The organism is Termitidicoccus mucosus (assembly GCF_038725785.1).
GTDB lineage: Bacteria > Verrucomicrobiota > Verrucomicrobiia > Opitutales > Opitutaceae > Termitidicoccus > Termitidicoccus mucosus.
This window is the reverse complement of sequence record NZ_CP109796.1, coordinates 6,305,339-6,320,015: the sequence shown is the minus strand read 5'-3', so window position 1 is coordinate 6,320,015 and position 14,677 is coordinate 6,305,339. Positions and strand designations below refer to the sequence as shown.

General features: G+C 59.2%; 6 protein-coding genes. 5 read left to right on the top strand and 1 reads right to left on the bottom strand.

Translation table 11 applies throughout. The features are described from left to right. Nucleotides 1-179: 179 nt before the first annotated feature. Nucleotides 180-4,475 (top strand): cellulase family glycosylhydrolase, encoded by a 4,296-nt coding sequence (locus tag OH491_RS22265; RefSeq protein ID WP_342750713.1) that lies wholly within the window; start codon nucleotides 180-182, stop codon nucleotides 4,473-4,475. A gap of 77 nt (nucleotides 4,476-4,552) precedes the next feature. Further along, nucleotides 4,553-5,278, top strand: coding sequence for a sugar phosphate isomerase/epimerase family protein (locus OH491_RS22260; RefSeq protein WP_334319064.1), 726 nt, complete (start codon nucleotides 4,553-4,555; stop codon nucleotides 5,276-5,278). 426 nt (nucleotides 5,279-5,704) lie between these two features. On the opposite strand, the gene OH491_RS22255 is transcribed toward OH491_RS22260, so the two are convergent. Further along, complete coding sequence (locus tag OH491_RS22255; protein ID WP_068768989.1) at nucleotides 5,705-9,412, bottom strand: cellulase family glycosylhydrolase; 3,708 nt, start codon at nucleotides 9,410-9,412, stop codon at nucleotides 5,705-5,707. A gap of 276 nt (nucleotides 9,413-9,688) precedes the next feature. Here OH491_RS22255 and OH491_RS22250 point away from each other — a divergent pair, with 276 nt between their 5' ends. The 3 genes from OH491_RS22250 to OH491_RS22240 all read left to right on the top strand — a co-directional run bounded on the left by OH491_RS22250 (nucleotide 9,689) and on the right by OH491_RS22240 (nucleotide 14,667). Then, nucleotides 9,689-10,675, top strand: a complete 987-nt coding sequence (locus tag OH491_RS22250) for a LacI family DNA-binding transcriptional regulator (RefSeq protein ID WP_084441860.1) — start codon at nucleotides 9,689-9,691, stop codon at nucleotides 10,673-10,675. Nucleotides 10,676-10,736: 61 nt separating this feature from the next. Further along, a complete protein-coding gene (locus OH491_RS22245; RefSeq protein ID WP_068768991.1) occupies nucleotides 10,737-13,583 on the top strand; it encodes a TonB-dependent siderophore receptor in 2,847 nt (948 codons plus the stop codon). 61 nt (nucleotides 13,584-13,644) lie between these two features. Continuing rightward, nucleotides 13,645-14,667: a glycoside hydrolase family 113 gene (locus OH491_RS22240; RefSeq protein ID WP_334319065.1), complete on the top strand. Its 1,023-nt coding sequence runs from the start codon at nucleotides 13,645-13,647 to the stop codon at nucleotides 14,665-14,667. Nucleotides 14,668-14,677: the final 10 nt, after the last annotated feature.

Genomic DNA, 14,677 nt, shown 5'->3' with positions numbered 1-14,677 from the left:
ACAGAAAGCAAGGCAAGCGCAAGCACGCTGCGTTACGATAACGCTAAAATCGACTGCCATCCTTCGCGCGTTGTCCGTAAGGCTTCCGTCACCCTTCTCTGACCGCGCTTCCCCTCCTGTTTCTCGAGCGCCCATCATTCGCACAACACCCATCCCTACACAACCCTGAGCCAACAATCATGAAAACACGCACCGCATCCGATTCCCGCGTCCGCCCGGCAGCGTTCGCGCTTGTCTTGTCCGCAGCCTGCCTGCTCCTCCAGCCCAACGCGCAGGGCGCCTCGATCGACAGCCTCGCCATTGATGGCGACACGGGACTTGTCCCGGCAATGTCCGAAACGCTTTCCACCGGATTCGACCAAGTGAGCGCCGGCGTGGGCGGGATCGTGTTTGCCAACCCGGCCGGCGGCGACACCGGCGGCACGGCGCCCAACGTGAACCTCGTGAGTTCGTCGAGCCTCAGTGTGTTTGGCGACATCGTGCTTTCGTTCGACTCGCTGCAATGGAAATCCCGCGCGAATCCCGACGCCGCGCGCTTTGTCGTAGGCCTCGGCGACAGGCTGGGCGTGGGCGTCACGGCGGGCGGCAATGGCGGAGTTTTGTATTATAATGGCACGGCATATCCGCTCGATGCAGGCCCGGTGTGCGAAAACGGATCGGTCGCGCTGAGCATCCGTTATATCGCCGCCGAGAAACGCGTGGTCGTCCTGCAAACCGGCGGCAGCTACCGCGACACTGGTGGGACGCAGACCGCCCCCGCTTACGGCGCAAAACTGGCCGACCAAACCTTTGACGCTCCGATTGACCCCGCCGCCGCCCCGTTCGTCATCCGTGCCGAAACCCAGGGCAACGGTGGCTTCGACGAAGGCACGCCAACCACCATCAATAATATAAGCATCGATACCGACATGATGGTTTTCGACGATCCCGCAGACAACAAGGACAAGTGGCAGGCCGTTTCCACCAACAAAACCGGCTGGGATTTTTTCAACGTAATGGACGACAGCGGAGAGAACCGTTTTGTATTCACTTTGACCAACGGCACGCCAAATGTGGCCTTGGGCAGCAAGCGCGATTTCCAGCCTGACCGCAAAGTCGAGTTTTCCTTTGATAATTTTTATTACAAGACAGGCACCAATCCGAACCAACAGGGCCTTAGAATCGGGTTGAACACGCCGCAGGCTACGAACAAAGCCATGCTCAGCATCAAGTTCACCCAGTCCGGTATTAATTCGGCGCTGTTGTATGACAATATCGAGTATTTATTGGCCAATCGGCCCGTCCCCGGTGATATGTCCAATGGGAAAATGGCGCTCAATGTTTCATATAGCGACGGAGGCCGCGTAAAAATCACCCAACTGGCCGGCACCTACCTGCCCGAGGGCTCGTCCACGCCGACTGCGGTGCCGTCGGGCGGCATCGTGCTTTACGATGCCATGCCCACCGGCGTTCCGCTGACCTTCCCCGTAGGCACCCACTTCCGGATGACGACGGGTGCCAACAACAACGGCGGCTACCAGGCGGACCCACCCGCCACGATTGACAACCTCCGCCTTGTGGGACGGGCGGGCGGTTCCATGTCATGGCCGGATGAAGCCCAGCGCGGTGCCAATGTCGGCACATGGCTGACCTCTGGCGACTTGGAGGTATTGAGGACTTGGGAAACCAAAATCGTACGGGCTCAACTTACCGGTTCCGCGTTTACTCCAATCGAAGAAGGCGTCGAGTGGACATTTCCTTCCAGCGGCTGGACGACGCTTGATAATTTCCTCGCCGCAGCCAAGTCTAAGGGGCTGAGAGTGATCATCGACTTTCACAACACAAAAGCCATTTTTCCCAATAGTATATATAATACATGGTCGCAGGAGACCGGTGCCCCTGGAATCGCCAACAAGAACAAGCTCGTCAGTCTCTGGAAGAGCATCGCCACAAGATACAAGGACGAACGCAGCGTCATCGCGGGTTATGAAATCTTGAACGAACCCAATCCGGATGCGACCCAAACCAAGCCCAACGGGGCGGAACCGCTGGATGGCGCTGATGCCTGGAATGCCATACTGGAGGAGGTCGTCGCTGCCATCCGCGCGATTGATCACTACCACAATATTGTCATCGAGCCGGTCGGCTACGCCAACCAAGCCTATCTGTCGCGCCTCAAATACTTTGATCCCGCGACCACGCCCGGCATTATCTACAGCATTCACTTTTATTCGCCCCATGAGTTCACGGAGCAAGGCTCGACTATAGAACCCAAATGGACGTTCGGCTTCGACGGTGTCTCGGGGTATTATTATCCCGGGGTGTTCAACCGCCTGACCAATTACGCCCCCGTCGAATACACGCCGATGCTGCTGGACAAGAATTATCTGGCGGAGCGCCTCGTGCCCGTCGTTGATTTTCAGACGGCGCACCCTGATGCGCGTATTTTTGTCGGCGAATTCAGCTCGAAACGCTGGGCGCCGGTCAACCTCCTCGGACAGGACAGCACATGGACTTTTCTGCGCGATTGCTTTGACCTTTTCCATTATACCGGTGCGGAGGAGGTGGCGCATCCGCATTGGGATTGGGCGGTGCATGCGTTTCGCCTTGGTGGATTGGAAGGGTATGCCGGTCTTGAAAACAGCAATATCAAGGAGGAGGACCGGGAGACCGCGATACGTTATCCGGATACAAACAAAATTCGCCTGTATAATCACTATATGCATTCTTCCAACGACGGGATCGAGCCGCCTGCCTATGTTGACACGCTGCCCGACGCGCAGGTGCCCGAGACCGCGCCGGTGAAACCCTATGGCCTTGCGTCAACCGTCGAGGGCGAGGGCAAAATCGGCCTTGCGTGGATATCCACCTCGCGCACGACAAACTACAAGCTGAAACGAGCCCTGTCGTCCGGCGGCCCGTTTATCGAAGCCGCCACGATTTCCGCCATCACGGAGCCGACCATGGGCTACACGGACGAGAATCTGGAGAACAATACGACGTATTATTATGTTGTGTCCCCGGTCAACGCGCACGGGGAAGGCCCCGACAGCGACGAGACGCATGCCACCGCCGTCAATGCTCCGATGCCGCCGAGAATCACCGCGCAGCCTGCAAGCCAGACCGTGCCGGATGGCTCGCGGGTCACGCTTTCCGTCACCGTTTCCGGGAGCGCCACGGTGACTTGCCAATGGTATAAGGATGGCGTGCTCATTGAAGACGCCACAAGCAATACACTCACCATCGAGGCCACCCCGGCAAATGCCGGCGATTACATGGTCAAAATCACCAACGCCAATGGCACGACTGACAGCGATACCGCCACCATCGCCGTCACGCCATCGGGCGACGGCATCTTTTCCAGGCCGGTGGCGCTCGCGATGGACGCGGCCGGCGATGTGTATATTGTCGATGCTTCACTCCATGTCGTGCAAACCATCACCGCCACGAATGGCGCGTATGTTTACGCGGGCGCATCGGGCATCGGCGGGTTTGCCGATGACTCGGGGACGATGGCCAAGTTCCAAAGACCCTCCGGCATCGCGGTGCGCTCCGGCACGCTTTATATAGCCGACAGCGGCAATAACGCCGTCCGGGCGGTCAATGACAACATGACGGCCACGACGATTGTCTCGGGAAGCACGGCGGGCCTTTCCAACCCGACGGGCATCGCCACTGACCCCGGTGGCAACGTCTATCTGGCGGATACGGACAATAATGTCATTCGGAAGATCGCCGCGGGGACAAATCAAGCCACCATCGTTGCCGGAGCTTCCGGGAATGCGGGAGTCTCTGATGGAAGCGGCACGCAGGCCCTCTTTAACAAGCCGACCGGAGTCACCTTTCAGTCATCCGGCTCGGCAGCTTCCGGCAATTTTCTATACGTTGCGGATACGGGCAACAACACGATTCGAAAAATTGCGTTGGATGGAGGATCATCAGTCACCACCCTTGCCGGCAATCCTAGCTTGGCCGGCAGCCTTGATGGCACTGGAACATTTGCACTGTTTAACCAACCCGAAGGCATTATCGTTGATGGCTCGGGACTGATTTATGTGGCCGATACGGGAAATTCAACCATCCGCGAGGTGACATCCGCCGGAGTCGTCACCACCATCGCCGGCAATCCCGGCACCGACGGCATCTCGGGTGTGGCCGGCTTCAAGGATGGCACGGGAACCAATGCGTGGTTTAATCACCCCAAGGGGATTGCCCTCAGCAATGATGGGCAATACCTCTATGTCGCTGATACCCAGAATCAAGCCATTCGCCAAATAGGTTCACATAATGAAGTGACGACACTGGTTTATGCCACAGGCACGGCACCTTTGCCGAAGGTGGATACCTCTTACGAAGTGACCCATCGCAATAAAACCGGCCATGGCCACGGTGGCGGCGCGCCCTCGGTCTGGTGCCTCGCCGCGCTGGCGGCGCTTGGCGCCGCGTCTGCCCTGCGTGCTGGAAAAAGACGCGGAAATAATACAAAGGCGCGATGAAACAACCCCGCCTTGGGCCACCGCGCGCGTTTTCGAGTCTCGGCTGTCCGGAGCTTTCGGTGTGCGAAATTCTCGCGTTGGCTGCCCGCCACGGCATCGGTCAGGTCGAATTGCGAGCCGCGTGCGGCACCGTTGACCTGCCCGCCGCGCTCGCCGGCGAGTTCGGCACACCCGCCGCCTTCGCCGCCGCAGCTCAATCCGTCCGCATCATCGCGCTCGACACCTCGCTTTTTCTGCCCGGCGACGCCGCCGCGCTCGCCGCATTTCTCCAGTATATCCCATGGGCCGAGGCGCTCGGCGGCGTGAAACTGCGTGTCTTCGACGGCGCCGCCGGTGTTAGTGTCGCCGACCTTGTCGCGTCCGTTGCCACGCTCAATTGGTGGCATAAAATGCGCGAGAAGAACAACTGGCGCTCCGATGTGATGGTCGAGACGCACAGTTCCTTGGTCACTTCATCGAAGCTGAAAGAGTTTATCGCTGAAGCTCCCTCCGGAACCTCCATTCTCTGGGATACCCATCACACTTGGCGGATTGGCGGCGAATCGCCCGAGGCCACGTGGGAAAATATCGCTCCAAACATCGTTCACCTGCACGTGAAAGACAGCATCACTTGTGATACGGCGGAGGGGAAATACAAATACGTGCTTCCCGGCGCAGGTGAATACCCCATGCGGACACTCCTGAATACACTGCGCAAATCTTCCTTCGAGGGTTCCGTGAGCCTTGAGTGGGAAAAAATGTGGCATTCCGAACTGCCCTCTCTCAACGAGGCACTCGACGCAGCAAAATTGAAAGGTTGGTAGTATAAAAGCATCGAGATCGAAAACATTTTCCCAATGAGAACCAGGTCCATGCTTGTTTTTAAGATGAGGAGAACCCCTGCGGGCGCTTCGACCTTGTTGTGCGCTTGCGCCGCGCCTTCAAAGGTAGTAACTCCTGGTCCCGTCTCATAACTCGCCGCCCCAAAGCGGACCAGTTATCCCAAGTGTTCTTTATTTCTCAAATGCAAGATGCCTGCTTGGTTTATAATCAGCCTATAACGAAATTAATAATACATTTAATATTAATATATTAACACAGTTATGTCGGGTGTTTTTTCGTGGGAAACAGGCAGATGACCCACAAACCCGGGAAAAGCGATGCAACCGAAAAGAAAAAAGGAGCAAAACCAGATGGAGATGTTCGGGCGGGAGCTCGAAAGGCTGGTCAACTGAATACCGACAATACTCTCATCCTCCAATGCGTTGAAATCGCGTCCCGTGAAGATGGCGGCTCGCGAATGCGCGGGCGGCGAGGAGTACGGCGAGTGCGGTGACGAGCCACCAGCTTGGCGCGCCGCCGCCGCGTTTGCCTTGCGGCGGGTTGAATGGTGGTATCTCCGGCACGGCGGAGGCGGGCGGGTCAAGAGTCGGCGCGGTGCCGCTCGTGACAACAAGCGTGGTGACGGCATCGGCGGCGGAAATAGCGCGAAGGGCGCGATTGCCGGTGTCGGCCACAACGAGTGTCCCCGTGGCGGTGAGGGTGATGTCGCGGGGATGGTCGAACCAGGCGTTGGTGCCGGTGGCGTCCTTGAAGCCGGCGTGGCCGGGAGCTCCGGCGAGGGTTATCACGACGCCGGTGGGGGTGATTTTTCGGATGACGGAATTGCCTGTATCGGCGAGATAGAGATCGCCATCGGCGTCCACCACGAGGCCGCCGGGGGAGTCGAAACGGGCGTTGGTGCCGGTAGCGTCGGCGTGGCCTGCTGGCTCGCCGGGAGCGCCGGAGAAGGTGGTGACGGATCCCGTGGCCAGCGTGATGACACGCAGGGCGTGGTTGCCGGTGTCGACGACGTAGAGGTAGCCGTCCGTGCCGCCAGTCTCGAAGAGGGCGAGGCCGGCGGGAGACTTGAAGCTGGCGAGCGCGCCGGCGGCGTCGGCATGGCCGGCGGTGCCGCTGCCAGCCACGAGGCTCACGGCGCCGCCGGGGGCGAATTTGCGGATCTGATGGTTGTCTCGGTCGGCCATGTATACATTGCCGGCGCTGTCGGCGGCGAGGCCGGCGGGGCGGTTGAGGGCAATGGCGATGGTTTTCAGGGAGCCGCCGACGCCGCTGGCGCGAAGGGAGTTGTTGCCGGTGTCGGCTATATACAGCGTGCCGGAGCACACGGCGAGGCCGGAGGGGGCGTTGAGGCGGGCGTGGGTGCCGCTGTTGTCAACGGCGCCGGTGGAGCCGGGCGCGCCAAGGAATGTGTAAACGGTGTTGTCCGTCTTGAGCGTTTGCACAATGTGCCTCGTGGAGTCGGCCACGTGGATTTCGCCAGCGTCGGTGGCGGCGAGCGCGACGGGGGTGTTGAAAAGGCTGGCGGCGTCGGGCTGGATGGTGACGGTGGCGGAAGTGCTGACAGCCGGACCGTCCAGCCCGGTGATGGTCACTGTGTAAACACCGGCGTCGGCGGGGGTGCCGGCGAGCACGAGGGTGGCGTTGGTGCCGCTGACGACGGGCTGGCCGTCCTTGCTCCATTGATAACCGGTCACGCCGACGGTTGACTTGAGGGTGACGGAGAGCGTCGCGGAGACGCCCAGCGGGGGGGAGACCGATTGGGGCTGCTCGTTTATCACCGGTATATACACGCCGCTGACGGTCACGCCGGCGGGGGCGGAGGGGGCGCTTTCCCCGTGGGCATTGGTGGCGGAAACAGTATAATAATAGACGGCGTCCGTGGGCAGCGGCGAGTCCTCGCCGTCGATGTATCCCATGGTGTAGGAACCGCTGGCGAGCGCGGCGGCGGACGGTTGGTCAACCACGGCGAGCTCGGCAAAGGGACCGCCGCTGCCGGAGGTGGAATAACATATCTTGTATTTCTCGGCGCGGGAGGAGGGGATCCATGCGAGCTCGACCTGGCCGGAGCCGGGGGCCGTGGCGGTGAGCCCGTAGGGCGTGGGCGGCGGTGTCTCCGGGATGGCCGCGTCCGGCAGCGTATCAACATACTCGGGCGGGGCGACGGTGTCGTTTTCCGGGTTCAGATAATGTTTATACAGGCGAATCTTGTTGGTGTCGGCATGCCGCGTGGTGCTTTCCTTTATATTGTCATATTGCAGGCCGGTGTAGAGGTCGTTGGCGGAAAACTGGAAGGCGTGGATCGTCCAGTCCCAATGCGGATGGCTGACGGACGGGGTGTCGTTATAAAACAAGGAAAGATAGTCCCGCAGAAATGTCCAGGTGCTGTCTTGTCCGGCGAGGTTGATGGGGGCGTGGCGGACGGCGCCGAACTCGCCGACGTAAATACGCGCCCCCTTGTGCTGGTTTTGAAATTCCAGGATGGGGGCGACTCGGGTGCGCAGGTAGTCCTTGTCGAGCACGGTCGTCTCGTATTCGTAAGGCACGGTGTATTTGGTGACGAAGTCAACCAGCCCCGGATAATAATAGCCCGAGCCGACGGCGGTGCCGTTGACGATGATGCCGTCGAAGCCGAATTTCCAAGGGGGCTGGATGCTGACAGTGCCCTGCTCGGCGTATTCGTGCGGGGAATAGATGTGGACACTATAGACAATGCCCGGCGTTGTTGACGGATCGAAGTATTTCAGGCGCTTGAGGTAGGCTTGGTTGGCGTAGCCGACCGGCTCGACCACGACGGCGTGGTAAGTGTCTATCGCGCGGATGGCCGCGATGACCTCGGTGAGGATGGTGTTCCACGCGTCGGCGCCGTCGAGCGGAGCCGCGCCGTTTTCCTTGTCCAAGTCTCCGCCAGCGATCGGCTCGTTGAGGATTTCGTAGCCGGCGATGGCATCGCGCTCGTCCTTGTAACGGGTGGCGATGGTTTTCCAGAGGCTGACGAGTTTGTTCTTGTTGGCGATGCCCGGCGCGCCCGGCTCCTGCGACCATGTGTTGTAGTTGCTGTTGGGGAAAAAGTGCGAGCAGCCGTGGAGGTCGAGGACGACCTTCATGTTGTTGCTTTTTGCTGCGGTCAGAAAAGTATCAATGGCGGTCCAGCCGGCGGTGGGAAAAGTCCACTCGCCGCTGACACCGTCCTGCTCGGGCGTGAATTGCGGGGCCGAGCCGAGGAGCTGCAAGCGCATGAGTTTTGTGCCCCAGGGGGCAAGAGTCTGGCCCATTTCGTAAGAGGTCAGCCAGTTGCCGGCATTCACGCCACGCTGAGCGGCGGCCGGCCAGGAGGAGGTCACGCCGTCACCGCCGCCCTCGTCCATCGCCAGTTTTATGTTGTCAATGGTCACGGGGGTGGTGATGCCGCCACTGCCGGAATTGCGCCCGACAAGCCTTATGCGCAAACCGGTGCCGAAATCAATCGGCGAGCCGCTCGGGCTGCCGTTATATAAAACCACGCCGCCCGGCGGCACGGCGGTTGCCGTGGAAGAACCGGCGGGCAGGTAAGTCCCGGCAAGCTGGGTGACGGTCACGGTGCCGCCGCCGTCGATTTGGTAGGCGATTTTGATGGACGCCTTCCCGTTTGCGGCGCTGCCGGCGACAGGGCGGTTGCCGGCAAGGGAGTATTCGGTGTTATTATACACCAGCTTGGCATTTGATCCGCTTGCGGTGAACTTCAGCCCCAGTTTCACATTGGCGGTGGCGATGGCATTGGTGGCGAGACCGATGTCAACGATTAGCGCGCTGCCATTGGAGGCGGTGGCAAAGAAGCCGTCGAATGACAGTTCCAGGTTGTCGTTGGCCGAAAAAAATTCACTGGTGCCAGCCACGAGATTAGTTTCGGTGTTGCCCCCGGTGTATTGAAATTCCCCGCCGGTGGCGATGAACCGCGCGAACGAGGCCGCGCCGCCGCCGCTGGGATAATTGTCCACCCAGTTGTCTTTGTTTTCGGCGGTATCGTTGAAGACGACCGTGGCGCGCAGGATGGGCGACGCAAGCGCGCAGGTGACGGCTGACATGACAACGAACGGGAGGATTCGTCGTCCGACGGTGGAGGTGTGGCGTGTGTTCATGGGCGGGAAGAGAGGATTTGTTGCACAGTGGGTTTTCATGGGATCGCGACCGGGTGGTGTCGGTGTGGCGAGATGTGATTTTCGGGTGGGGGAAACCAAGGCGTGAGCCGTAATGTCGGACACCATGTAGGCAACCGCTGCGGGACTGTGGAGGGAGATTTTCTGTTAGCGTAACAATCCTTGGGCGCGCGCCATGAAACAGCTTGCGCCGGCAAAATGGGACGGGCATGAAGCACCCGAATGAAGAATACCCCTGCGAATCAAATTCGGATCACCATGGCCAGTGTGGCAAACGCGGCGGGAGTGAGCCTCATGACCGTCTCACGGGCGCTGCGTGACGACCCGGCGGTATCGGCGGCGGAGCGACAGCGCATCAAGAAACTGGCGGAGAAACTGGGCTACCGGCCCGATCCGGTGGTGTCGCAGTTAATGGCCCGGCTGCGCGCCAGCCGCACGGCGGGAACCACACCGATCGGGTGGCTGACCATTCATGCCACCAAGAATGGCTGGCGAAAGTTTCCCACCAACATGGACATTTTTCGCGGCGCCAGCGAGCGGGCCGCGCACCTGGGCTACCGGCTGGAGGAATTCTGGCTGGGCGAGCCCGGCATGACGGGGCATCGCATGAGCGACATTCTCTGGCACCGGAACATACGCGGCATCATCATCCCGCCGCCGCCCGCGGCGGGCATGCCGATTGACCTGGCGTGGGAGCGGTTTGCCTGCGCCACCTGCGGGTATTTGCTGAGGCAGCCGAATCTGCACCGGGCGTGCAGCCATCAGTTTCACGCGGCGCGGATCGCGTGGCAAAATCTCACGTGTATGGGCCGCAGGCGTATCGGGCTGGCCTTCTCCGAGGAATGGGACGAGCAGCTCGACGGATTGCTGCTCGCCGGTTTTTTGCGCGAGCAGCGAAGCGTGCGCGGTAGTTTGCGTGTGCCGCCGCTGGTCGCGGTCACCCTTACCAAGGAGGTTTTTTTGAAATGGTATAATCAGCACCGGCCCGACGCCGTTCTTGGGTTTCCCGATGCATGCGACTGGCTGCGCGAGGAGGGGATACGGGTGCCCGGGGAGTGCGAAATCGCGCTAATCAACATTGAGGACGGGGATAAAAACTCCATCGGCGTGAACCACCACATGCGCGAGCTCGGCGCCGCGGTCATGGACTTGGTCATAGAGCAATTAAACGCCAACCAGACGGGCGTCCCGGCGGTACCGAAGGTGACGCTGGTCGAATGTGCATGGCGTCCGTCGTCCAAGTGACTGTTACGCTAACAGGACCGTGACTTTGCGCGCATCGCCCGGTTGATATTTCGAGGCGTGCATGAACCCGTTCCCCTGTTTCCCCCATCCGACATCCGCCGGCGCCGCCGCGCAGCCATTCCGCTGCCTGAGTCGGTTCGCAATCCTGTTCCAAGTGTTCGCGCTTGCCGCAAACGCACAACAAACCGCACCTGTACCCGCCTCGGAAGAAATAGTCGAACTCTCGGTCTTCGAGGTGAAAAGCGAGCGCGATGTCGGCTATGCCGCCGCCAGCGCGCTCACCGGCACCCGCACCGACAGCCTGCTCAAGGAAAGCCCCGTGTCGGTTTCGGTTCTGACGCGGGAGTTTCTCGACGATCTGGTTCTGCTCGACAACACCACCCAGGCGGAGTGGGGCAACAACACGATGCCTTCTTATGCGACCGAATCCACGTTTAGCGGCGACATCCAAGTGCGCTTTCGCGGCGTGTCATTGTCCCTCCCGACGCGGAATTATTTTCTGTGGTATGACAATTCCGACAGCTACAACATCGAGCGTGTTGATCTTGCCCGCGGGCCAAACGGTGTCCTTTTCGGCGACGGCTATCTGGGCGGCATTGCCACGACGTGGACAAAACGGGCGAAGCTCGGAAAAAACGAGCGGCGCGTCTCATTTCTTGCCGATTCCTATGGCGGCTTCAGGGCGTCCTTTGATGTTAATCAAGCCATCGGCAGAAATGTCGCGTTCCGCCTGAATGGCATGACTCAGGAGTTGGAAACATGGCGGGACGGCTCCGATGCTAGGCGGGATGGATTACACCTCGCCGCGACATGGCGCATCACGAAAGATACCAACATACGCGCCGAGGCGGAATATGGTAAGAGGAAAAGGCCGATCTATGCAGGCACCTATGCCGAGCGGGTCTCTTATTGGGACGGAACTTCGGTTTATGTGGCGGACTCGTCCGATCCGCTGAATGCCCAGTATGGATGGGGCCAAATAAGCACCACCGCCCAGATGAATGCCAGGGGCATCACCCGCTCCGGTTTGAATTCGAGCGACCGGCACTGGCTTTGGATTCCCGGCGTGCCCGAGGCGGGTTACCGGAATTGGTCAAGCACCTTTGAGACGCGGGGCTCCGGCGCCTCCATGCAGGCGGAGCCTGGCGCCGAGATTCCCAACGTGCCGCTGCTGCCTTACAAGGAGATAAATATCGAGCCGACAAATGACGTGATCGAAGGCGAGTATTATACCTACACCTCCTATGTGACGCATCGCTTCAAGAATGGCATTTCCATTGAGCTGGCCTACAACCAATATAAAACCGACAAGGAGGGACCGGCGGAGTTTGCGGTCTTTGGCGATTACAAAATTGACCTAAATAAATATCTGCCAAGGAACAATTCGTCCGAGATGTTTGTCCTTAATCCGAAATACGGTATTCCGTTCTCCGACCAGATGCTTGGTCGGACCGAGTCGGGAAACCTCACCAAGGACCTCCGTCTGGCCGTCAACTGGCAGCTTAACCGGCGGCTTATTTCCGAGTCGCTCAGTGTGCTGGCCGGCTCCCGTTGGAATGACGCATATACCCGGCATTATGTTTACGCGATGGTTGACAATCGTTCACCCGGTTTTTCATACGTGCGTGCGCGCATGTATTGGGACGAGCCCCAGCAACATGACACCAGCGCGCTTGAAACCATAATCCCGGAGCTAACCGGGGTGCCGTATGCGTGGCGCCCATCCGGCATTACCTATTCGTCGCAGGATCTTCAGTATCTCCAGGCCGTGAGCTCGACCAAGCTCATCGGGCAGCGTCTGATTATCACCCTTGGCGCGCGACATGACAAATATAAAGGAAGACAACAGAGCGGGGCCACATCGGGCAAATATGGCTACGATGACACGGGCTATCCCATCGTGCTGGATGATCCCAATGTGGACATTTCCCCCACGAGCTACAACGCCGGGGTGGTCTTTCGAGCCACGCAGGAAATCGGCGTGTATGCCGGTTACTCCGAGTCATTCGCCATTCCTCTCCCTGGAAATGGCGACATTTACGGGAAGCCCATGGACGTGGCGATCAACTCGGCAAGGGAATTCGGCGTGAAATTCGATTTCTTCAAGGGAAAACTCTCCGGAGGAATCAATTATTACAATTCAATTCAGGAGGGCGTCCCCGGCTATGACAACACACGCCGATCGGAGTTGCAGAGGCTTTGGCAGAACACCAGCGATCAGTATGCGGATTTTATGATGCCCAGTTACCGGGACACGCGGGATTACAAGGGAACCGGGTATGAAATTGATATTACGGCAAATCCCACCAGGAGCATTCGAATCATGGCAAACTTCGCCCTGCCGCAAACCAAGGCGGTGAATCTGATGCCGCAATTGCGGAAATATTTTTATGACAACCTTGCCGTCTGGCAGGCGGCGACCAATGACCCGGCGACCGACCCTGCGAAAACGCAGCAGATCAACGACGACATTACCGCAATTCAAAGCACGCTGACCGGGCTCACCCCCGGCACCAAACTCACCAACACGGTCAATTACAGCGCGAATTTCTATGGCACTTACACCGTGCAGGGCGGCGTGTTCAGAAACCTCGGGGTGGGTCTTGGTGTCAATGTCCGCGGACGCAATAAAATCGGCAACCATTACAACGAGCCGTTTCATTATATTTACAGCGGCAGCTACTATGTTCTCAGCGGCCATGTTTCCTACAGCCGCCGCATCGGCCCGACCCGCGCGCGTTTCCAGATCAACGTCGCCAACATCTTGGACAATGACGATGTGATCTACACCAGTTCGCTTGATTACCGGGTGGACGGGACGGTCACCGGACCAATCGGCACGGGACGCGGTTATTATCGTTACAATGACCCAAGAAAAATCACGTTCACCGCGTCGTTCGAGTTCTGACAAACGGTGTCACGCCGCTTGAACAAATCACAGCATCACGATTCCCGGTAAGAAACTCTTTATGTCAGCATCTATTCCCATTCATCGCGGGATGACCTATGGTTATTACGCGCGCAACGGCTACTACGGCTCCGCCGCCGCGAAAACAGACGTGGACCGCATGGCGACGCTCAATATTGACTGGGTGTGCCTCGTGGTCACGGTCATGCAGGACACCTTTGCCAGCACGCGGATGTATCGCGATTTTGCGCAGACTCCCGGCGAGGACGAAATCATGGGCATCGTGGACTATATTCACAGCAAGGGCATGAAGGTGCAGCTCCGCCCAATGCTGGAGTGCTGGGATGGCACCCAGCGCGTCCATATTCGGTTTCCAGCGGAAAACCTGATTATTCCGGGGCGTCCCATCAACCACTGGACACGATGGTTCGACAGTCTGGCGGAACGCACCTTGCATTACGGACGGCTCGCCCAAAAGACAGGCTGCGAAGCCTTCGGCCTGGACAGCGAGCTGGACCACACGGTCGGCCAGCAGGAACACTGGCTGCGCGTGATTTCCGCCGCGCGCAGTGTATATAAAGGGCATCTCACGACCGGACACACGCGGCAGGTTGATTTTCGCGCGGAGCTAAGGACGCGCGAAGATCATTGGTTCAAGCAGCTCGATTCCTTGGGTTCGAGTTTCTACACTCCGCTGGCTGATGCGCCCAATGCAACCGACGGGCAGATGCGCGCCAAGATCCTGCCGGATGTGGAATATTACCGGGAAGTCGCGGCCCTGCTTGGCAAACCCTTCTACTTTGCGGAGGCAGGCTGCTGTGCGACTGCCGGCGCACTCATGAAACCCTGGGGTTGGGACAACAACGGCGGCTACAATGGCGCGGAACAGGCGCGTTTCCTCGAAATTCTGCTCGGTGCGTTTTGGCAGGAACCATGGTGGATGGGCTTGTATTGGTGGAAATGGGATGAGCAAAATGACCGGCCTTGGCTTCGTGACGATCCGCGGGGAGACAAGGGTTTCACTGTTTGGAACAAGCCGGCGGCGGAGGTAATGCGCCGCTGGTATGGGCGGCAGGACAGATAATGATCCGGCA

What these genes read in the sequence shown, in the direction of transcription:
- OH491_RS22255 (WP_068768989.1), bottom strand. Translation starts at nt 9,412, where the DNA reads ATGAACACACGCCACACCTCCACCGTCGGACGACGAATCCTCCCGTTC.
- OH491_RS22265 (WP_342750713.1), top strand. Translation starts at nt 180, where the DNA reads ATGAAAACACGCACCGCATCCGATTCCCGCGTCCGCCCGGCAGCGTTC.
- OH491_RS22250 (WP_084441860.1), top strand. Translation starts at nt 9,689, where the DNA reads ATGGCCAGTGTGGCAAACGCGGCGGGAGTGAGCCTCATGACCGTCTCA.
- OH491_RS22245 (WP_068768991.1), top strand. Translation starts at nt 10,737, where the DNA reads ATGAACCCGTTCCCCTGTTTCCCCCATCCGACATCCGCCGGCGCCGCC.
- OH491_RS22240 (WP_334319065.1), top strand. Translation starts at nt 13,645, where the DNA reads ATGTCAGCATCTATTCCCATTCATCGCGGGATGACCTATGGTTATTAC.